16 protein-coding genes are annotated in these 21,990 nt (G+C 61.0%); 6 read left to right on the top strand and 10 right to left on the bottom strand.

Translation table 11 applies throughout. From position 1 onward, the window contains the following. On the bottom strand, positions 1-438 hold a 438-nt coding region (locus IFT55_RS16895; protein WP_192093522.1), incomplete at its 3' end, for a DUF3489 domain-containing protein. A 346-nt stretch (positions 439-784) separates the two neighbouring features. On the opposite strand from IFT55_RS16895, the gene IFT55_RS16890 reads away from it, so the two are divergent. Next, positions 785-2,362, top strand: coding sequence for a GH39 family glycosyl hydrolase (locus IFT55_RS16890; protein WP_249403907.1), 1,578 nt, complete (start codon positions 785-787; stop codon positions 2,360-2,362). A gap of 80 nt (positions 2,363-2,442) precedes the next feature. Beyond that, positions 2,443-4,017, top strand: a complete 1,575-nt coding sequence (locus tag IFT55_RS16885; RefSeq protein WP_192093521.1) for a family 43 glycosylhydrolase — start codon at positions 2,443-2,445, stop codon at positions 4,015-4,017. Between the two features lie 286 nt (positions 4,018-4,303). Here the strand turns inward: IFT55_RS16885 and IFT55_RS16880 are convergent, their stop codons facing one another. The 3 genes from IFT55_RS16880 to IFT55_RS16870 all read right to left on the bottom strand — a co-directional run bounded on the left by IFT55_RS16880 (position 4,304) and on the right by IFT55_RS16870 (position 10,501). Then, on the bottom strand, positions 4,304-5,833 hold the full coding sequence (locus IFT55_RS16880; RefSeq protein ID WP_192093520.1) for a tryptophan halogenase family protein: 1,530 nt from the start codon (positions 5,831-5,833) through the stop codon (positions 4,304-4,306). Next, positions 5,830-7,368 (bottom strand): tryptophan halogenase family protein, encoded by a 1,539-nt coding sequence (locus tag IFT55_RS16875; RefSeq protein ID WP_342029344.1) that lies wholly within the window; start codon positions 7,366-7,368, stop codon positions 5,830-5,832. Before IFT55_RS16875 ends, IFT55_RS16880 begins: the two co-directional genes overlap by 4 nt. 85 nt (positions 7,369-7,453) lie before the next feature. Then, complete coding sequence (locus tag IFT55_RS16870) at positions 7,454-10,501, bottom strand: TonB-dependent receptor (RefSeq protein WP_192093518.1); 3,048 nt, start codon at positions 10,499-10,501, stop codon at positions 7,454-7,456. A 1,075-nt stretch (positions 10,502-11,576) separates the two neighbouring features. Here IFT55_RS16870 and IFT55_RS16865 point away from each other — a divergent pair. Continuing rightward, entirely contained in the window at positions 11,577-12,677 is a 1,101-nt protein-coding gene (locus IFT55_RS16865; protein WP_342029343.1) for a glycoside hydrolase family 43 protein, read from the top strand. Between the two features lie 96 nt (positions 12,678-12,773). On the opposite strand, the gene IFT55_RS16860 is transcribed toward IFT55_RS16865, so the two are convergent. The 6 genes from IFT55_RS16860 to IFT55_RS16835 form a co-directional block, all read right to left on the bottom strand. Next, positions 12,774-13,901, bottom strand: coding sequence for an MFS transporter (locus IFT55_RS16860; RefSeq protein ID WP_192093517.1), 1,128 nt, complete (start codon positions 13,899-13,901; stop codon positions 12,774-12,776). Positions 13,902-13,953: 52 nt separating this feature from the next. After that, positions 13,954-14,334 carry a cyclophilin-like fold protein gene (locus IFT55_RS16855; protein ID WP_197976522.1) on the bottom strand — a complete coding sequence of 127 codons (381 nt, stop codon included), beginning with the start codon at positions 14,332-14,334 and terminating at the stop codon, positions 13,954-13,956. Positions 14,335-14,482: 148 nt separating this feature from the next. Beyond that, on the bottom strand, positions 14,483-15,517 hold the full coding sequence (locus IFT55_RS16850; RefSeq protein ID WP_192093515.1) for a zinc-dependent alcohol dehydrogenase family protein: 1,035 nt from the start codon (positions 15,515-15,517) through the stop codon (positions 14,483-14,485). 139 nt (positions 15,518-15,656) lie between these two features. Next, complete coding sequence (locus IFT55_RS16845; RefSeq protein WP_197976521.1) at positions 15,657-16,931, bottom strand: PQQ-dependent sugar dehydrogenase; 1,275 nt, start codon at positions 16,929-16,931, stop codon at positions 15,657-15,659. A gap of 45 nt (positions 16,932-16,976) precedes the next feature. Next, positions 16,977-17,816 carry an SDR family NAD(P)-dependent oxidoreductase gene (locus tag IFT55_RS16840; RefSeq protein WP_192093513.1) on the bottom strand — a complete coding sequence of 280 codons (840 nt, stop codon included), beginning with the start codon at positions 17,814-17,816 and terminating at the stop codon, positions 16,977-16,979. Further along, positions 17,813-18,595, bottom strand: coding sequence for an SDR family NAD(P)-dependent oxidoreductase (locus IFT55_RS16835; RefSeq protein ID WP_192093512.1), 783 nt, complete (start codon positions 18,593-18,595; stop codon positions 17,813-17,815). Before IFT55_RS16835 ends, IFT55_RS16840 begins: the two co-directional genes overlap by 4 nt. Before the next feature lie 177 nt (positions 18,596-18,772). Between IFT55_RS16835 and IFT55_RS16830 the strand changes: the two genes are divergently transcribed. From IFT55_RS16830 to IFT55_RS16820, 3 genes are all read left to right on the top strand, one after another. Next, positions 18,773-19,477: a RibD family protein gene (locus IFT55_RS16830; protein ID WP_192093511.1), complete on the top strand. Its 705-nt coding sequence runs from the start codon at positions 18,773-18,775 to the stop codon at positions 19,475-19,477. A gap of 201 nt (positions 19,478-19,678) precedes the next feature. After that, positions 19,679-20,911 carry an MFS transporter gene (locus IFT55_RS16825; RefSeq protein WP_192093510.1) on the top strand — a complete coding sequence of 411 codons (1,233 nt, stop codon included), beginning with the start codon at positions 19,679-19,681 and terminating at the stop codon, positions 20,909-20,911. Next, complete coding sequence (locus IFT55_RS16820; protein WP_192093509.1) at positions 20,908-21,942, top strand: XdhC family protein; 1,035 nt, start codon at positions 20,908-20,910, stop codon at positions 21,940-21,942. Before IFT55_RS16825 ends, IFT55_RS16820 begins: the two co-directional genes overlap by 4 nt. The last annotated feature ends 48 nt before the right edge of the window (positions 21,943-21,990 follow it).

Below are 21,990 nucleotides of genomic sequence, written 5' to 3'. Positions count from 1 at the left end.
CAGTGCGGCGCGTGTCGTGTGTGGCAGCCAGCCGGTGAGGCTGATCAGTTCGCCCAGCGTAGCGCCAGCTGGTTGCGACAGCAGCGCCAGCACTGCGCCTGCCTTGGTTGCGCGTGGTGTTGCTGCGGCGGGCGCAGGCACGGCAGCCTCTGGCACTGCGACGGCACCCCCCTCCCCGGCCTCCCCGATACCAATAGCCGCGAGCCCGGCGGCAGTAGCGAACATGCCGTAGCGCAGGTCACCGTCGGTGCGGTGTACCGCTTTCGCATCCACCGCCTCGCGCTCCTCGACGAAGCCGTGTCTGAGCAGTGTCGCAATCGCCCGGCGTGCGCGGTCGGCGCCGTCGGCAAACGCCAGCGGCAGTGGATACACGCTGGCGGTATCGTTCTGCGCGGCGTGCGCCAGCAGGATGGACTGGGTGTCGTTCAGTCTGGGCATGGTGGTGGCCTCATCTCCAGCGGCGCCATTGCCGCTGCCACCAGTTACAGCCCTGCCGGTCGTACCGGTCAGGGCTTCGCCGACACGCTTTCGGGCGTGCGGCTCAAGGCCATGCTGTCGCTCTCGTGCGCGCTGAAGTCCAGCGGGTGAAGTCGCGATTATGAGATCCTTGGACCTGTAGTGGCCCCTGTCGTAGCCGGAAAGCAGAGTGCGCTTAACCTCCATGCTACTGCCTTCCGATCGAATAGATAGACGACTGAACCGTTGGCGCTTCCAACCTGGCCATTGTGCAGGCATTGCCTCGCTCACGCGCCGATCGGAGCTCGTAGACGAGGGGAATACAGACATGCCGATGCTACAAACGGCGATGACAGCCGCGCTGATGCTGAGCATGACTTCAGCGATCATATCGCCAGAACCTTCCGCTGCACAAACATCCACCGTTCGCCGCATTACGGTTGATACCGCTGGCCAGTCCAAGCCGCGGAACCGGATGGCGCAGCTCTCTATTGGCTCCGACTTCCCCGGCACGCTCATCCGGGATGACAGTCTGGCGCAGCTCAGGACGGTACAAAAGGAGTTGCGGTTCCGCTACATTCGTTTCCACCACATCTTTGCCGACCAGTTGGGTACGTATCGCGAAATTGACGGAAAGCCGGTCTATGACTGGCGGCGCATCGATTACCTGTACGACCAGCTTCTCGGGATGGGCCTGAAGCCGTTTGTCGAACTAGGCTTCACACCGGATGCGATGAAGCAGTCCGACCAGACGATCTTCTACTGGAAGGGGAATACGTCACATCCTCAACCAGAGAAGTGGACGGCGTTAGTGGACGCGTTCATACGTCACGTGGTGCAGCGCTACGGCGAACAGGAAGTCCGAAACTGGTATTTCGAGGTATGGAACGAGCCGAACCTTGACGGCTTCTGGGAGAAAGCCGACCAAGCAGCCTATTTCGATCTGTATGCTCGCTCGGCACGTGCGATCAAGGCGATTGACCCGAAACTGCGGGTTGGCGGACCTGCCAGCGCGGGTGCCGCGTGGGTCCCCGAACTCTTCGCCTATGCCGATAAGAACAGGCTGCCGGTCGATTTCATTGCCACTCACACTTACGGCGTGGAAGGCGGGTTCCTCGACGAGAAGGGCGAAGGTGACAACAAACTGTCCCGCGATCAGGACGCGGTAGTACAGGACGTACGCAAGGTACGAAGCCAGATGGTGGCAGCAGGACGTCCAGATCTTCCTTTATTCTTCACTGAGTGGAGCACAAGCTATAATCCGCGCGATCCAATCCATGACGATTATTTCGGCGCCGCATACATCCTGTCAAAGCTACGCCGGACCGAAGGACTTGCCCAGGGCATGAGCTACTGGACGTTCAGCGATCTGTTCGAGGAACCCGGCCCCCAAACGAGGCCGTTCGAGGGTGGTTTCGGGCTCATGAGTCCGGATGGGATCCGCAAGGCGAGCTGGTTCGCATACAAGTACCTCGCCGACCTGGGTGAGCGTGAGCTACCAACGGCGGACGAGCAAAGCATTGCGGCATTGAAAGGGGAAACGGTGCAGGTTTTGGCATGGCGGGACGTGCTGCCGGATCAGCCCGTCAGCAACCGGCCATTCTTCACCAAAGTGCGTCCACCTGCTCAGGCAATGCCGCTTGCGCTCAACATCGCCGGCTTGAAACCCGGATCGTATCAGCTCTCCGTACGCCGTACCGGGTTCAGGCAGAACGACGCCTATACAGCGTATCTCGAGTTGGGTCGTCCGACCAAACTGTCTGCGGCACAGCTCGACCAGCTACAATCGCTTACGACCGATACTCCCATAATTACCAAAGTATCCGTACGTGCCGACGGCAAAACCACGCTAAACCTGCCTATGCGTGACCATGATGTCGTAATGGTCGAGCTCAGCCCTCGCTGACAGTCGCGCCGTCTTACCCTGATCCTCGCACGTTGCGGAGTTGACCCGTGCCTCTACCCAGACGAAATCTTCTAACGGCCATGCTCGCCGGATCCCTTGCACCTGCGGCGGCACCTCTCCTGGCCCTTCCCGCGCCTCGGGGTAAAGTCCCTTGGGGCAGCGGCGCGGATGGGCAACGAAAGGCTGACCTTGGTAACGGCACCTTCCGCAACCCCATCGTCGCCGGTGACCATCCCGATCCCACCATCCTGAAGGATGGTGCGGACTACTATATGACCTTCTCCTCGTTCCAGTCCTACCCGGCCCTCGTTATCTGGCATTCCACCGACCTAGTGAACTGGGCTCCGATCGCGCCTGCTCTCCAGAAGAACCTAGGTGTGATCTGGGCGGTGGACTTGGTTAAACACGACAACCGCTACTTCATTTACATTCCTGCCGATCCTAAGGGCGACGGCTGGTCGATTTTCGTGATCTGGGCAGATGATATTCGTGGGCCATGGAGCGACCCGATCGATCTGAGGATTGAGGGCCAGATCGACCCTGGCCACATCGTAGGCGAAGACGGCAAGCGTTATCTGTTTACCAACGGCATCAAGAAGATCCGGCTGACCGACAACGGCCTGGCGACGGACGGGGTTCTTGAACAGGCCTATGCGCCGTGGCGGTATCCAGACGATTGGGTAGTGGAGAATTTCGCCCCAGAGGGTCCTAAACTACTCTGGCACAATGGCTGGTGTTATCTGGTCACTGCAGTGGGCGGCACAGCCGGCCCTGCCACGGGACACATGGTAATCACAGCACGGTCGCGATCGGTCCATGGCCCGTGGGAACACTGTCCACATAATCCACTCGTGCGTACCACGTCGGTGGAAGAGCCCTGGTGGTCGCGTGGCCACGCCACGTTGATCGAGGGCCCGGCGGGCGACTGGTGGATGGTCTACCACGGCTACGAGAACGGGTTTCGAACGCTCGGTCGTCAGACTTTGCTCGAGCCGATCGAGTGGACTGCAGACGGGTGGTTCCAAGCGAAGGGCGGTGACCTTTCGAAGCCGATGCGCAAGCCGGGTCGGGGCCGAGCGAGCCCTTCAGCCCCGCCGCTGAGCGACGATTTTTCGCGCAATCGCATGGGCACTCAATGGAGCTTTCACGAGCCGGCTGCAGGAGGAGCAGGTCGTGCCCGCTACGATGGTGCCAGTATCCGCGTTCAGGCTAGCGGAACGTCGCCCGCCAACTCGTCGCCGCTTACCTGTATTGTCGGCGATCGATCGTATCAGGCCGAACTGTCGCTCGATCTGATCGGCAACGCCGAGGCTGGGCTACTGCTGTTCTACAATCACAAGGCATTCGTCGGGATCGGCTTCACGCCGGATACGCTTAAAATCTTTGAATATTCCGAGGAACTGACCTGGGCTCGTCGACCGCTTCGGACGCGAACTTTGCGTCTGCGCATACACAATGACGAGAACGTCATCACCCAGTCCTACTCGCTTGACGAAGGGCGGACCTGGACCCGACACGACACACGTATGGAAGTGTCAGGCATGCACCACAACGTGTTCGGCGGCTTCCTGAGCTTGAGGCTGGGTGTCTATGCAGCGGGTAGTGGCGAAGTGCGTCTGCGCGATTTCCGCTACTCTGCTGCACCCGCGCCGTAACATGGTGCGGCAGAGCGCCGGCACATCGTTTGTCTCTCTACAGCAGCGATCGGGCGCGTCATTCTGATCCGTGTGAGATGGGCCCAACGTGGATCGAACCAATCCTTAGACGAAAGTGGTGCGTAGATAGCGCAACTGCTTTGCTCGCAGCGAGCGTAGCGCGACATCAATGGTAGTGCTACGTCCACCGACGGCGCCGCACACGTGAAAAATTCCGTGGCAAGCTTGTCTCATAGTGCTGCATTGCTACGCGACGTCGACGAACGAACCGCGCTAGGCCTCCGCACTACGCGGCTCTGAGCATGTTGGAGGCGCAATGCTGCGAGATGAACTGCTCGTGGGTCGGCATGGCCGCTGCCGTCTTGCCAATGACGTCACGAAGATGGGCGAGGAACCGCTCAGCGTCCTCGATTGAAAGCGCGTCAACCAACGGATCGAACGACGCCGGCCGAGTTCCCTGCCCAAGCAATACCGCGATCCAGCTGTCGGGAGTAAACAACTCGCCATTCTCGCGAAACAGACGTGCTTTGTCCGCCCACAGTGCCAGCTTGTCGGTAAGCGACTGCGGCAGCGTCATCGTTCGGCAGTGGTTCCAGAACGGGGAGTCGTTCCGCATGGTCGCGTGGTAATGTAGAATGACGAAGTCCCGAACCTGATCATATTCGCGCAGTAGAACGCGATTATACTCCGCGATCTCGACAGGATTGAACGAGCGATCCGGGAAAAGGGTGAGCAAACGGGTGATACCGGACTGGATCAGGTGAATGCTGGTCGATTCCAGTGGCTCCAGAAACCCGCCGGACAAACCGATCGCGACGCAATTCTTCTCCCATAGGCGAGCGCGCCGCCCTGCCACGAAATGCAACTGGCGCGGATCAGCCAACTGCTCGCCTTCCAGACCATCCAGCAGCGAGCGTAGTGCCGCATCGTCGTCGATGTACGCGCTGGAATAGACGTGGCCGTTGCCGACACGATGCTGAAGCGGAATCCGCCACCGCCAGCCGGCACGGTCTGCGGTGGCACGAGTATATGGCGTAAGCGCTGCGCCACGACGGCAAGGGACCGCCCAGGCGCGATCGCATGGCAGCCAGTCCTGCCAGCTGTTGAAAGGAACCTCCAGAGCATCGCCGAGCAGCAGCGAGCGGAAGCCGCTGCAGTCAATGAACAGTTCGCCATCGATCCGACGTCCGTCGTCCAACGCCAACGCCTCGATGAAGCCGTTCTCCACGTTGCGTCTGACTGACGCGATGCGCCCCTCAACGCGTGTTACGCCGACTGCTTCGGAAAAGTCGCGTAGGAATGCGGCATACAGGCCGGCGTCGAAGTGAAAGGCATAGAATAGCGTGGACAGCACTGCTGACGGATCGGCAACTGGCCGATTAAAGCGACCGAGCTGCGCCGCGACATGCGGCAGGCAATAATCACCAATAGCACCCGGATCGACTCCGTCTGACCGAGCGGTTTGCCGTAACCAAAGTTGGTGGAACGACACGCCCGCGATATCACGGCCGTACTTGCCGAATGGGTGGATATAGGCGTCGCCTATACTCCCCCAGTCGCGGAACTCGATACCGAGCTTGAAGGTCGCCTGCGTGGCGCGAACAAACGCATCCTCATCGATACCGAGCATCCGGTTGAAATCAAGCAGCGACGGGATCGTCGCTTCGCCGACGCCCACCGTCCCGATCGCGTCCGATTCAATGAGCGTGACTGACACGTCGGCTGCGACTGCGCGGCCGATCGCCGCTGCGGTCATCCATCCCGCAGTACCGCCGCCGACTATCACGACCTTTCGGATCGGGGCTGCCCGGGTCATGCTGCAGCCTTTGCCCCGAACCGACGAGTCTGCGCATATTCTACCAGATCCCGGTTGCTGGGCAGATTGCGGATGGCAAACTGCGCCTGTTGCCGCACTTCAGCGAAGGCGCGCCGCGCATCGTCATGATACCGAAAAGTGCCTGCCTTCGCGGTCAGATCGGTTCTCCAGCCCATGCCGTAAAGTACGTACTGCCAACTGGGTTCAGTGAAGATGTCGATCTGGCTGTCGATGTCGAGCTCGCTAGGCCAGCGGTGCCGCCAGCGATCGAGCATTTCAAGTAAGCTGTCGGGGATCGAGGACGTAGCTACGTTGTCCTGCCAGAACGCAGTGTCGCGCCGTTCGGATATACAGTAATGCAACTTGATGAAGTCTCGCGCCCGCTCGTAGCGGCGACGCAGGTTTAGATTGAACTGGCGGGCGGACGTCTCGTAGTCGCCGCCCCATGGGAACAGATTAGCGATCAATCCCGCGGCTACCTCGGAGAACACGATTCCGGTCGCCTCGAGCGGTTCGAAGAAGCCGCTCGAAAGCCCCACCGCAACGCAGTTCTTGTGCCAGTTGATTTCGCGGTATCCGGCCTCGAACCTGAAATGACGGACCTCCGCGCCGACGCCTGCGGGTCCAAGGTAAGTTCGCAACGCGCGCTCTGCGGCTTCGTCGTCGGTATGATCTGATGAATACACGTGACCGATCCCTCGCCGCCGATCCAAGCCTATGTCCCAAGTCCAGCCCGCCTTCTGGGCGGTCGAGATGGTGTAGGATGCGATCGGATCGCCGGACGCAGCGTAAGGCAACTGCGCCGCCATTGCCCGGTTGCAGAACAGCACGTCGCGACAGGACCTGAACGGTATGCCCATTGCCTTGCCGATGAGTTCGGCACGGAACCCGGTGCAATCGATGTAGAGATCAGCATCGAGTACACCATTGGCTTGGGTTCGCACGCCTGCGATCGCGCCGTCGGCGGCCAACGTCACCTCGGTCACCGTATCGGTCAGGTGGCGTACGCCATTGGCAACGCCGTGTTCGCGCAACAGGCCCGCAAGTGCGATAGCGTCAAAGTGGAATGCATAATTGAGCGGGCCGACGTAATCCGCATGGCTCGCAAGCTTGGGAGCACGATGCGCGTCCGACGCTTTCTTCTGCGGCGTGGCAACTTCGTCCCAGTTCTCTGAGCCCCCTACCCCGATCAGCCAATAGGGAAGCAGTTCGAGCCCTGTCTTGGTATCGGCTCCTTGGAACGGATGCGAATAGTGATCCGTCGCGCCATCGCCTGGCGTATGCCGCCAATTCACGAATTTGGCGCCTTGCTTGAACGTGGCGCCACAACGTCGCACCAGTTCTGCCTCGTCGATGCCGATCGTAGCCAGCGTCCGACGTATCGTAGGAAATGTGCCTTCCCCGACGCCCAGCACGCCTATTTCACGTGATTCCACCAAGGTAATCTCGGCACCGCCGGGAAGATCGGTACTCAGCCGCTTGGCAAGATAGCCGGCGGTCAGCCATCCTGCGGTTCCTCCGCCGACGATCAGCACGCGCTTTCTCATACCGCAACATTCCCTACGCGATGCGCTCGGTAAAACCTCCGCCCCGGCCGGGGCGGAGGTAAGGCTCGATCGTCTAGAACGACAGGTTGATGCCGGTACTAATCCGGCGATCGCTCTGGAACCAGCTACGCCCGACGCGCACGCCGTCGGGATACCCGCCCATTACCGTCTTCGCCGTGGTCGCGGTCAGATTGGTGCCTTGGATACCGAACGAGAAGTTCTCGGTGACCTTGAAGCGGACGCCGGCGTCCAGCGTTCCGTACGGTGCACTGTAGACCGGCAATGCGATCTGGATAGGCGTCGCTACACCGGGAGTCGCGTAGTAGTTATATGTAGGGTTCGTGCCGTTGCTGTTGGTGGACTGCAGGTAGCGCGATCGCCAGGAATACGCGATTCTCAACGAGAACGGGTTGCGTTCATACAGTAGGGCGGCGTTGGCATTGTGCTTCGACAAACCGACCAGTGGCGCGTCGTTGCGGATCACGCCGTTGATGTCGCGGTACAGGTCTCCCGGGTTCTTGCTGTCGATGAAGGTGTAATTGCCTTCGAAGCCGAGTCCGCTGATCGGACCGGTGAACATGTCGAGGAAGAATCGTCCACCGACCTCGATCCCCTTGATCTCCGCAGCCTCTTCGGAATTGATGAAGTCCGACGCCGTCGCATCGACGATCTCCGTCGTACCGTTCGCGAAGGCTATCGGCACTTGCCGGGTCGTGAGCGAGAAGATCGGCAGGTCGGTAATCCGCTTGTAGAACGGCGCTACATGGAAGGTCGTGCCGCGCGCACCGTAATATTCGAACGACAGGTCGAAATTGTTGGAGATGGTCGGCTTGAGAAGCGGGTTTCCGGTCGAGGCGGTGAAGTTCGTGAAGATTCCCGGCTGGCCTGCGACAGGATTGGCCGTCGTTGCCACGCCGACGTCACCGGATGCCCGGAGCGCATTGAAGCTCGGCAGATCCAGCGTGATGTTGTACCCGCCACGAATCTTGACGCGGTCGGACGGCGCGAACACCAGGTTTATCGACGGCAGCACTCGCGTGAACTCCGCCTCGCCGCCGCGAGCGATGAACTGCTGGCCGAGCGTTACGGTTTGGCCATTGCGGATGAACGTGTTGCCGTTTTGTTGAATGAAGCCACTACCCTCGTTCTTCAGGTTGACCACGCGCACGCCGACGTTGCCAGAAATGCCGTTATCGTCGCCCTGCGGTCCGAACCGCACCAGCGCATAGCCTGCCAGATTCTCCGTACGGTTGTCGACCTGGTCGCCTGGAAGAATGAAGCCAGGCGCACGGATGCCTGACAGTCCGCCATAGCCAGTCCGCGGGAGTGGTCCGGATGCCGAACAGTCAAATTCTGTGCCGGGCGGGCAGAAGCCGGCCGGAGGCGGTGTGACGAGACCAGTCCGATCGGCGTTAAAACGATCCGCCAGCGCCTTGGTCGCGAACTGCAGGTTGCCCGGCAGCAGGGTTTCGCCGCGGAAGAAGTCATCGAATACGTGGGTGGCAGTGTCGCCAGGCGCGGCATTCGCATACGTAAGCTGCGGATCGCCGTTCCAGCCTCGGCCGAGCGGCGTCCAGTTGTAGCCGTTCTGCAAATCGCGCTCGGTCCGTTTGGCATAACGACCACCGATCTTGACCGAGCGGAAGAAGCTCGAATCGAACTTGTATTCGGCATCGAGCTGGGCAGTATCCAGCCGCCCTTCATTGCGTTCGTTGTGCGGCATCGAGGCCGACCAGAAGTAGTTTGCGGGATTGGCGAACGATGCCTGGGTTGCGGGGCTAACTGTGATACGTGGCAGGTTGCCGGTCAGGTCCATACCGAAACCCTGCCCGAACCCGATTTCCCGGAAGATATCGATCCGGTCGTAGATCTGGCGTGAATCCACCCGCTGGATTGCGCCCTTGACGGTGAAGGGGCCGTCTTCTGGTGCCCACGCGAAGGACAGCGAATAATCACGAGTCCGCGTGTTGCTTTCGACGAACCCCTTGTTGCCGCTGCTTGTTACCTGACCACCGGGCAGGAACGTCCCAGTATCTCGGTTGAACAACGAGCCGGTCTCAAGCAGGAGTCCGTTGGAATCGAACGTGCTGTTGGCAGGATCGACCGCTAGCGACTGAGAAGACACCTGCGCACCGAAGTCGTTCGATTCGCTCTTGTAGCGTGATTGAAAGAAGGTGGCCGTAAATATCAGCTCTTCAGACGGTGCCCACTGCGCGGCGCCGTATATGCCGTAGCGTCGATACTGAAATTCTTCATCGCCATAGGTAAAGCCGCCAGGAATGTATCGGTCCTGCGCACCGATCCGGGTCTTGTAATAGGGCTCTGTGCGGATGAACTGGGACAGTGAGCTGAACTGGCTGAAAGCGATATCTGCAAGTAGTCCGATGCGCCCGATCGGCGTTTCAAACGAGTCTGTAACCAGAACCGACCCCATGGGATCGGCTTTGTTGGCCATGTCGCCGACGCTGAGTTCGGCAGTCCCGGCAACGTGGAACTTGCCATTGAAATCGAATGGCATTTTGGTGCGTAGATCGATTTGGCCGCCAGTGCCACCCTCGATGAGATCGGCAGTCGAGGCTTTATAGACGTCGACTGCGGCCATCAGCTCCGGGGTAACGTCGCTCCAAAGAATCGCCCGCCCGTTGTTCGCGCTGAAAATCTCGCGGCCGTTAAGACGCGACGCTACGCCAGTCAGACCACGCACCTGCACGCCCGAGCCCTGGACGGAAAAGTGATCGGGATCGCCCAACGCGGCAAAACGAACGATTGAGACGCCCGATACGCGCTGAAGTACTTCGGTAATGGAATTGTCCGGCAGCTTGCCGGCGTCGTCAGCTACGACTGAGTCGACGATCGTTTCGCTTCGACGCTTGCGCTCCACTGCGGCTTCCAGCGCGGCGCGCCGTCCAGTGACGACGATTTCATCAGAGCTAGCGTTCGTAGCGGGCTCCCCGACATCCTGACTAGGCGCCGCAGCTTGGGTTGCGTCAGGCGCGATGGATTGAATTTCGGCCTGTGCCATCGCGCTGGCGCTGTGTCCGGCTGCAAACAGCGCTACCGCCGAAACACCGGCCCGTAGGCGCAGCTGTCGACGGCACAAATCTTCTTTCATTGCTTTCATGCGAGCTCCCCTAGTTTATCACATCCTCATGCGTCCTGATCGGCGCACGTTTATTTCTATGATAACGCTACCACTGTTAAGAGCAGATTACGGGATTGACAACCGTCGATGAACTTACGCTCTAACATTCCACTAATTGCTACGGGTTGAGAGATGGAAAAGGCGGAACCGATCGCAATTTCGGCGCGACTCATCCGCTGGATGGTAAGTCCGTTGCACGGAAATGGGCAACCTACCGGACCCTGAGCAAGTCGAAAGCCCCAAACAGCGCGTTAGCCGTCTCTACTTGAGTAAGCTACGCTTTCCACCGTTCGGCCTGCGGAGCCTCCGCAAACCCCAAAATGGCGGCCCTGCGCGATAATGAAACCGCAACAGGACCAGTTTCCCAACGCTTGGGGAATAAAAATTTGCACTCAAAATTGGATCTAGTCAATCGTATATTTTATGGCTCAAGGTTGAATGATAGTAGCGATACAGCAGAAGTGTTTTCCTTACGTTGAGCCCGCACCGTCTGTTTGCCCGAGGCTAGCTAGGACCCGCGACGGCGTCATTGCAACCGAAGACGACGAAATGCTCAAGGCTCACGTGTTGCTATCATGACGGCAACGCTCGCCCAGTCGAGTTGGCCCGATCCGATAGCCACAAGGTCACGCCTCTGGCGATTGTGGTTGGAAGGTCTTGGACATCCGACAACTGAGTGTCGGCGCTTTGCTATGCAGAAGCACTTAATGTAATATAATAATTCGGCTTCATGCGCTCCAGTGAGTTTTGTAGATTTAGATACTTTTCCCGGTCTATAACCTCGATTTTTGTCCTATTTTGCAGTTTTTTCAACCTTCTCAAGTTGACCTCCAGTCCGCACGTCAGCGGCGCGAACGAAGCTCGACACGCTGCGCTGGTGTCAGGACGACGCGCATGGTCTTCGTGCTTCCGCGGTGTACCAGTCCCCACAAGGAACTCTCGAAATCCTACGAAAGACGGTACGATAAAACACTCAACCGGTAGTGCGACGAAGGGCTCCGACCGAATGCCGAAATGGTGTATGCGTGCAGAGTAGCTGCTAAGGGGACGTCTCGTGCCACTGTTTGATCGCAGGATGCTGCTGACCGGGATTGGCGCCGGTATCGTCTCTACACGCGCGGCATGGTCAAAAAACCCTGCGTTGCCGGGATGGTATGCGGATCCCGAAATACGGATCTTCGGCAATCGCTATTGGATCTATCCAACGTACTCTGCCGATGGAGCCCTCGCTGTTCCACCCAGTCGTTTCACGGCGGGCCAAGCACAGGAGCGTGCTTCGACGAAGATCTGGAGTCCGTTCCTTAAACAGACCTTCCTCGACGCCTTCTCCTCACCCGATCTTGTAACGTGGACGCGCCACCCGCGCGTACTCGATGTTAAGGATGTGAGTTGGGCAGCTTATGCGATGTGGGCCCCTTCGGCGATCGAACAGGATGGCCGCTATTTTCTCTTTTTCAGCGCTAACGACATTAAAAACGATCAGCAGCGCGGCGGGATTGGTGTTGCCGTTAGCGAACGGCCGGAGGGTCCGTTTCGGGATGCCATCGGCAAGCCGCTAATCGGCAGTATCGTCGGCGGCGCTCAGCCGATCGATCAGATGGCGTTTCGCGACGACGACGGCAGATGCTACCTGTACTACGGCGGCTGGAAGCATTGCAACGTCGTACGCCTCTCGCACGACCTTACTGGTGTTACGCCGTTCGACGACGGCGCGACCTTCAAGTCGATTACGCCTTCTGCTGATTACGTCGAGGGACCGTTCATGCTGAAACGGCGGGGCATTTACTATTTAATGTGGTCTGAAGGTGAGTGGACTGGCCCCCTGTACAGCGTAGCCTATGCCACGGGCTCAAGTCCGCTCGGACCGTTCACGGCTCGAGGCAAAATTATGCAGCAGGATCCCCGCATAGCCCGCGGTGCCGGACATCACTCCGCAATCTGCTTCCCTGGTACAGACGATTGGTACATCGTGTACCACCGACGGCCTTTGAACGAGACCGACGGCAATCATCGACAAGTTGCTATTGAACGGATGTATTTTAACGAGGACGGAAGCATAGCCCCCGTCGTACTGACTACCGAAGGTGCTAAAGCAAGGCAATTACGTTCGGTCGCTGATCGATTTTATGCCATTGATGCCGTTAACAGACAATAGAGCGTTTTGGCATAAAGCGGACGTTGTTATTAACGACGGGCGGTCGATTAACGTATCGAATGATACATGGCGACGTTTCAAAACTTGATCTCCGCATCACCGTTTTGAACGGGGGCCGGGAATAAACCCATGCCGGCGAGCCGCGACTGCGATCACGTATGCTGCAGCAACGAGCGCAAGCATTGCAGGCAATAGGTCTCTGGCGATCCCATTATGATAAAACATTGCCCCAATAATACCGCCCCCGGCGATTGCAGCGTTCCATACCGTTGTGAGCATAGCTCCTACGATGTCAACACCCTCACCTGCGGCATCCGACGCCGCAGTTTGAAGCGAGGTGGCAGCGCCACCAAACGTTGCGCCCCACAGTAGAACAGCCAAGAACACTACGGCGGGAATGCTGGGTACCATCCAGAACACGCTAATGCTGGCTGCAAACAGCAGAATACTTGTCAGCACATGCAGGCGCAGCTTGCAGTCTACCATCATGCCAGCCAGCCAAATGCCGCCGAGCGAGGCGCAACCAAAAACCAGTAACAACAGATCGACCCGGCCCGCAAAGCCAATTATGACTGAAAACGGCGCGATGTAGGTGTACAGAATATAGTGGGCCGTCACCCATGTGAACGCGGTCGCTAGCACAGGGCAGACCCCCGGCCTTCGAAACACTGACAGTATCGATAAGCGCTGTTCCGCAGGTTGCCCAGGCAAATTTGGGACCTGCCAGAAGATGTATCCTATCAACCCGGCAGCCAGCGCGCTGATTGCTAGGAAGCCGTTTTGCCAACCAACAGCATTCCCGACGAAGGTTCCAAGTGGCACTCCAATCGAAAGCGCTACCGGTGTGCCGACCATTGCGATGGCGAGCGAGCGTCCTTTTAAAGGCTCAATAACCATACGTCGGGCAAAGCCCCCTACCATGCCCCAAGAAAGGCCAGCGCAGACGCCGGCTAGGAAACGTGCGGCCATTGTTAGGGCAAGGTCGGACGATAGACCCGTGATCGAATTCGAAACAAGGAAACCGGCAACCGCGGCAAGAAGCAGCGGTTTACGCGGCCAGCTTTGGGTCATTGTCACTAACGGCAGTGCCGCAATGAGCGACCCCGCCGCGTAAATGGTGACCAGCTGACCAGCCATCGCCTGTGAAATATGTAAACCGCAAGCAATCTGAGGTAGCAAGCCGGCGGGTAGCGTCTCCGTTACGATCGAGAGGAATCCAGCCATAGCCAGCGCCAGCAGTGCAGCGATAGGCAACGCCTCATGCTCGCCTTGAGCGTTAGTCGGCGCGGGCAAACCTGACCCTCACTTTTCCAGATATCCTGAGCACGGAAATGTCGCCGTCCACCTTGCCAATCATAATAATGCCCGGCGAAGGCAATTTGTCGCCGTCACGATAGTAGATCGCGACATCGGTACTGGGTGACCAATAGCCAATGTCGCCGACCTCGAAGTCGCGTTGGGCGGGCCCGCTGGTTGACAGCGCACGTGCTGTTCGCCCGGCCTTTTCCTGCCAGAACAGGTCGCGCATGTCCGCTTCGAATGGTAACGTCGTTGCGAAATCGCGTGCGGTTGGGTTCTCGAACAGCGTCGCCGACAGGGTCGTCTTACCAATGGTTAGCGTGATCTTGTGAATCGCTTCTGGCTGCATGATGGCCATTGAGGGCTTCCCGATATCTCGTCTCATCGCAACCGACACGCTGACAGCGGCTACAGAGGTCGCGATCGCAACCGTTATAGTTACGCGCATCTTTAATCGCGCTCCTAAATCCCGTCCGGTTCTCGCCCGTTGCTCGGACTAGGTGGGGCTATGGTCGCACCATGACCTTGATTGCCTCGCGTGCATTCATGGCACGATACCCGTCCGACACGCCGTCTAGGTCTACGGTACGATCAAATACCCGACCCGGATCAATCACACCGCTCATGATGTCGGGAAGAAGCTCGGCGATATAAGCGCGCGACGGCGCTGGGCCGCCTGCTACACTGATGTTCTTGAAGAACATCTGGTCGGCGGTTGGGACTACCTGATAGTGCGGCACGCCGACGCGTCCTACGGCACCGCCCGGCCGCGCGATCGACATTGATGTCGCGATCGTTTGCGCGGTACCGACGCACTCCAGAACCGAGTGCGCGCCGAAACCGCCTGTCAGCACCATGATCCGCTCCACCGCGGCATCGTCGCGCTCGCTGACGACATCGGTAGCGCCGAACTCCTTGGCGAGCGCGATGCGATCGGCATGCCGGCCCATAATGATGATTTGCTCGGCGCCCAGCCGCTTGGCGGCGATGACCCCGCACAAGCCGACCGCCCCGTCACCGACCACTGCGACGGTGTGGCCCCGCGCGACCCGTGCAGCCACTGCGGCATGATGTCCGGTACCCATTACGTCGGACAGGGTCAGGAGCGACGGCATCAGCGCGTCGTCGGCATCCACATCGATCGGATAGAGCGTGCCGTCAGCGTTCGGGATGCGTAGTGCTTCCGCCTGCGCGCCTTCCATGCCGCCGCCATTCCCGAAGAAGTTGAGTTGAACACAGGCGGTCGGCAGCCCTTCCTCACAGAACATGCAGGTGCCGTCGGAGTTGGCGAACGGCATGATCACGACCTGGCCCTTGCGGACGCGGCGGACGTCACTGCCGACCTCCTCTACGATACCGATCGCTTCATGGCCCATGCGCTGCCCGCCCGCAGCGGGGCCGAGATTGTACGGCCACAGATCGCTGCCGCAGATGCAAGCGCGAGTAACTCGGATGATCGCGTCGGTAGGCTTCTGAATGACGGAATCCGGGACGTTCTCGATTCGGACGTCGCCGGTATTGTGCATGACGGTGGCACGCATGGGCGGGCTCCTGAATGATGATGATGTCAGGGGTTAGCTAGGCCGCTCAGGCTCGGCGGGTTAGCCCGGTAGCGTGCGATGCAGCAGTGAGCATCGTTCATCGCTCTTGGCGTCAAGCGTGGTGCTCTGGTTGGTCAGCTCAGCGCGTCGACAGCCGGATCAACCTGCCATCGGCGGCATCGGTAATTGCCCAGAGCGCACCATCGGGTCCTTGGGCGACATGCCGGAAACGCTGGTGCTGATCCTGCAGCAGACGCTCCTCGCCGACGATACGGTCGCCGTCGATCACCAACCGCGCCAAGTGCTGCCCGGCCAGCGCGGCGACGAACAGATTGTTCTTCCACTCGGAGATCAGATCACCGGAGTAGAAAGCGATGCCGCCCGGCGCGACCGCCGCCTGCCAGACGTAGCGCGGCTGGACGGTGTTCGGCATCCGGGTACGGCCACCCTGGATGGCGCTGTGATCGTAGTTGGTGCCGTATGCGACGAGCGGCCACCCGTAGTTCGCGCCGCGCGCGATACGGTTGATCTCGTCGCCGCCGTCCGGGCCGTGTTCGGCGTCCCACAGGCTGCCGTCGACGGGATTGATCGCCAGACCCTGCGGGTTGCGGTGACCATAGCTCCAGATCTCTGCGCGCATGTGATTCTCCGCCTCCTGGTTAGCGGCATAGGGGTTGCCCGGTGCCGGTTTGCCGCTGGTGTCGACGCGAAGCACCTTTCCCAGCCAGGAATAAAGCGACTGCGCCTCATCGCGAGTGGGGCTGAAGAACCGCTCCGCCAGCGAGACATAGAGATAGCCGTCACTATCGAACACCAGGCGCGATCCGTAGTGCGCCTGCTGCGGCAGCGAGGGATCGACTCGCAGAAGCGTCGTTACCTCCGCCAGCTTGTACATCGGTGCCTGATTGCCGCCCGCGGGGGGATCGAGCCGCGCCTTGGCGACGATTACCCCGCTGTCCTTCTCGCCGCGGGGTTCGACATAGGTGAAGTAGATGGTGCGGTTCTGCGCGAAGTTCGGATCGGCGACCACATCGAGCAGCCCGGCATCGCCGCCATAGACGACCCTTGGCACTTCGCTGACGCCAGCGATGGGCTCGCCGCTGACCATGTCGATGATGCGCATCGCGCCCGGCTTCTCGGTGACGAGCAGCTTGCCGTCGCCGATGAAGGCCATCCCCCAGGGATGATCCAGCCCGCGTGTCTTGACCTGCACGTCGATCGGCGTCCGCGTCACCACGGCGGGCGCACGCATCTGCCCGGCAAAGGCGGGCTTCTGCGCGGGCGCGGTCGGGTCGTTGACCGGCAGTGGACGACCGGGGGCCGGTGCACTGTTGGGCGCGCGCTTGCCGCTCGCGGGCAGACCAACGCTGTTGGTGTTCTGTGCAAGCGCGGGGCCGGCGATCAGCGCTGCCACTGCGGTAGCTGCAAGGAGGGTGCAGTTCATGATGATCTCCGGTGGTCAGGGCGCGCGCATGAAGGCGTCGAAGCCTTCGGCATGGTCGGGGTGCCAGCGCGACAAGGCGGGGCGGTTGCGGATGATGTCCTCGGCCGCCCAGGCGATCCGCTTCTCGTCGGTCGCGCGCGGCACGTCGTTGTCGGGACACAGGATGTAGAAGTCGCCCCGCGCCATGCTCTCCAGCATGAACTCCGCGACCTGGTCGGCAGACCAGGCACCGGTTGGCCGCTTGGCGATGCCGCGCCGCGTGCTGAAGCCGGTGAAGGTGAAGCCGGGAATCAGCAGGTGTGCGCTGAGCCGCCCATTTGTCTTGAGCAGATCGTGCGCAAGCGATTCCGTGAGGGCCTTAAGCGCCGCCTTGCTGACATTGTAGGTGGCGTCGCCGGGGGGCAGAGTGATCCCCTGCTTCGATCCGGTGTTGACGATCGTACATGGCCAGTCCGCTTCCAGCATGGCGGGCAGAAAGGACTGAATCCCGTGCAGCGGTCCCATCAGGTTGGTATCGAGCGTGCCCGTCCAGATGGCGCGATCGGCGAGAATGCCCCCGCCACCTTCGCGGCCCGCGTTGTTCATCAGCAGGGACACCTCGCCAACGGCCTGTGCCGCATCGGCCAGTGCTGCGACCGCGGCGGGATCACCGACGTCGGTCGCCTTTGCGCGGCAGACGATGCCGACCGCCGCTAGACGTTCGCAGGCTTGCTCAAGTGCCTCGCCAGGCAGGTCTGCGAGGACGACTCGCATACCCGCATGGCCGAGCCGCTCGGCAACGGCGAAGCCGATCCCACTCGCTCCGCCAGTGACGACGGCCACACGATCCGCCGCGATCGCCGGGTGCGCGCTCACTCGGGAAGGCCCGCCGTCTGGCCGCCGTCGACGACCATCGCGTGGCCGACCATGAAGGCGGCGAGATCGGAGCACATGTAGAGCACCGCCGCCGCGATCTCTTCGGGCTTGCCCAACCGGCCGATCGGCTCATGCCCCTCCATCTGCTTCCTGCCCTCCTCGGTGCCACCGGACACGCGGTCGAGGATCATCGGCGTCGCGATGACGCCCGGGCAGAGCGCGTTGACCCGGATATTATCGCCGATCGCTTCGAGAGCGACCGACTTGCTGATGCCCACGACCGCATGCTTGACCGCGACATACGCCGCCTGACCCTTGATCCCGACCACGCCTGCGCCGGACGAGGTGTTGACGATGCACCCGCCGCCGCGCTGCTTCATCAGCGGGATCTGGTACTTCATCGCGAGATACACGCCGCGCAAGTCGATCGCGACGAGCCGGTCAAAGGCGTCTTCCTCGATCTCGACGAGTGGGATCATCGGCTGTTCGACGCCGGCATTGTTGAACGCGATGTCGAGACCGCCGAATGCCTCGATTGTCTTGTCGAGAGCGGCCTTAATGTCTTCGCTCTTGGACACGTCGCAATGGACGCCAAGCGCCGTACCGCCAGCCGCCTCGATCTCCTTGACGACGTCTGCGACCTCGTCGTCGGCGATGTCCACGACAGCGACGCTGGCGCCAGCTTCGGCAAAGGCGAGCGCGGTGGCGCGGCCGATGCCATTGGCACCGCCGCTAATGAAGGCGACTTTGCCGGCATAGGACTGGGGTTGAGCGCTCATAGGGTTGATCCTTTCGGGATGGTGGCATCGGCTGCCAAAATGTTAGGGTTTCAACGCACTTCGGGCCGACTTACTCCATGAGGAACGCTCATCGTTCCAGTGCAGCGATCTCACGAAGACGAAGGTGGCGCGAAAGTGTTCTGTGTTCGCCCCACCGCAGCAGCCAACAGGATGGCCATGAAGCCACACATCATCTGTCACATGGCCAGCAGTCTCGACGGGCGCATCCTGCCCGAGCGCTGGACACCGAGCGATGCCCATTCGCACGCTGCCTACGAAGATCTGCATGTCCGCCTCGGTGGGGGATCATGGATCGTCGGCCGCGTCACAGGGCAGGAGTTTGCCAAAGGTGACACCTACCCCGCGCAGACCGACGAACGGCTCCCACGCATATCCTGGCTGCCGAACAAGTCAGCAGACGCCTACGGGATCGTCACCGATGCGCACGGGAAGATCGTGTGGGGGCGCAGCGACGTCGGGGGCGACCCGATCGTCGTCGTCCTGACCGAGCAGGTGTCGGACGCGCATCTCGCGGGATTACGCGCTGACGGCGTCGGCTATATTTTCGCCGGAAAGGACGAGCTGGATCTTCGGCAGGCGCTGGTCATACTTGGCGAAGAGCTCGGGCTTGATCGCCTTCTCCTCGAAGGCGGCGGACATCTCAACGGTGCGTTCCTGCGCGCCGGGCTGGTCGATGAAGTCAGCTTGATGCTTGTGCCCGCGATCGACGGGATCGGGGGCGCTCCTGCAGTCTTCGACGGTCCGGCAACAGACGCATCAGCGATTCCCGCCATGAAACGGCTGACACTGGAAAGCCACGAAGTGTTGGACAATGGTATCGTCTGGCTTCGCTACCGGATCGCGAATACCCCAATATCGTAGCGCAACGATGAAGCGCGTTCACTGCTCCATCAACCTCGCCCGGCGTTGTGGGCTGTTCCCCCGCCCCTTAGTTTAGGCTCGTACGCAGCTCACCGCTTCCGCGAACCCGGTGATGCCGCGTGTGCCCGGACGACTGCGACGTTCCTCCCCCGGGCCTCGCTTCGATCCGGGCGCTTCGAACCACTATAAGGAGAAGCCATCATGACAGGCTTGGCCGCTCCCGCGGCGACCGGCGCCCAGCGCGGCGCAATCGATCAACCGGCCCATTGGGGTGCTGTCTATGCGATGGCGCTGTGCAGCTTCGTGCTCGTAGCATCCGAGTTCATGCCCGTCAGCCTGTTGAGCCCGATCGCTCATACGCTTCAGCTCACCGAGGGACAGGCGGGCCAGGCTATCGCCATCTCCGGCGTGTTCGCCGTGGTGACGAGCCTTTCGCTCTCCTTCATCCTCGGCGATCTGGACCGGCGACTGGTCCTGCTCCTGCTGACCGGGCTGCTGATCGTGTCTGGTGTCATCGTCGCGTTCGCGCCGAGCTACCTGATCTTCATGGGTGGCCGAGCTCTGCTCGGCATCGCCATCGGCGGCTTCTGGTCGATGTCCGCGGCCATCGCGATGCGGCTGGTGCCGGACGCCTCCGTTCCCAAGGCCTTGGCGGTCATCAACGGCGGCAACGCTCTTGCTACCGTGCTTGCTGCCCCTCTCGGCAGCTTCATGGGTAGTCTTATCGGCTGGCGCGGCGCCTTCTTCTGCGTTGTGCCGGTCGCGGCCGCCGCAGTGATCTGGCAGGCTCTCGCCCTTCCCAAGCTGCCTGCTGTCGCGCGACAGGGCGGCAACGGCATGGCCGCGCTGCTGCGCCGCCCGCCGGTCCTGTTCGGGCTCGGCACGGTTGCGCTGCTGTTCGTGGGGCAGTTCTCGCTGTTCACCTACCTGCGCCCCTTCCTGGAGCAGGTGACGCACGTCAGCGTGTCGATGCTGTCTATCATGCTCCTGATCGTCGGTGTCTCCGGCTTCATCGGCACGCTGCTGATCGGCCGCGTCCTCGACCACAGGCTCTACGTGACCCTTGGCGTGCTGCCGGCCGCCATGGCTGCCGTAGCGGTGGCCCTGACACTGTTCGGCGGATCGACGATCGCAACCGCCGCGCTGCTCGCGGTATGGGGCTTTGCCGGAACGGCGGCACCGGTGGCCTGGTGGACCTGGCTCGCGCGCACCGCTCCCGACGAAGCGGAAGCCGGCGGCGGTTTGATGGTGGCGATCGTCCAGCTTGCAATCACCCTCGGGGCCACAATCGGCGGCATCGTGTTCGACACTGCCGGCGCTGTCCCCGAGTTCCTCACCAGCGGTGCGCTCCTCGCCCTCGCAGCGCTGGCCGCCTTCGCGGTGGCACGCATGCACAGCCGCGCTCCGGCTACGCGAGGGACTGCGACCGCGTGAAGCAGGCGCGTTCCATCCTCCATTTCATGCGCGACTGCGCGCACCGGGGAGAACGCGCCGTGCTGGTGACTCTTACCGACGTCACCGGCAGCGCGACCCGCGCGCCGGGCGAGCACATGGCGGTTGCCGAAAGCGGAGCCGTAATAGGATCGTTTTCTGGTGGATGCGTCGAGGCCGCGGTTATCGCCGAAGCGCAAGAGGTGCTGGCGGCGGGACAGCCGCGGCACGTCCGCTATGGCGCAGGATCGCCTTACATCGACATTCGGCTTCCGTGCGGCGGCGGCATCGACCTTCTGTTCCTGCCCGATCCCAACCGCTCGCAGATCGACCTGGCGCTGGACATTCTGGAGCGGCGCCGACCGCTGAAGCTGCGACTTTCACGTAGCGGCACATTCGCCGCCTCCGAAGCTGCGGAAACGGATCGAACGGGTTGGTCTGGGCACGACTTCATCGCGCGGCACGATCCGCAACTGCGCCTCATCGTCCTCGGGCATGGCGCGGAACCGGGCGCCCTTCTGCAGATGGCAGAAGCCTATGGCGCGGAGACGCTGCTATTCAGTCCGCAATCCTCGCTCGTCGACGAGGCGCACGCGAGAGGCAGGCCGGCCCACCTTCTGCGGATCGTCGGGCCTGCGGACAGCTTCTTGCTCGACCCATGGTCCGCGGTCGTTACCTTATTCCATGATCACGACTGGGAGACCGACTTGCTGCTGCAGGCACTCGAGCAGCAACCGCTGTTCATCGGTGCGATGGGCAGCAGGCAAACCCACACCGAGCGGCGAAATCGTTTGTTGGCGGCTGGCGCGGACCCACTCGCCATCGACCGCGTCGTTGGGCCGGTCGGGATCATTGCCGCCACTCGGGACCCGCAAACGCTCGCCGTTTCGATCCTGGCTCAAGTCGTTCAGGTTTGCGAAGAAGTACTCGAGGGGAAAGTAGCCGAAAGGCCACTCGAGTCGGTGTTGAACGCTGCTCACCGCTTCGATGAGCAAAGTGCGAGGGGCGTCCTGCACTTGAAAGCGTTACATTAGGACAAGCGGTAACATCGCTACCGAAATTCAAGCTCACCGAGACGCAGT

The organism is Sphingomonas sp. CFBP 13720 (genome assembly GCF_014842075.1).
GTDB lineage: Bacteria > Pseudomonadota > Alphaproteobacteria > Sphingomonadales > Sphingomonadaceae > Sphingomonas.
The sequence above is the reverse complement of the archived record's forward strand: the minus strand, read 5'-3'. Positions and strand labels throughout refer to the sequence as shown.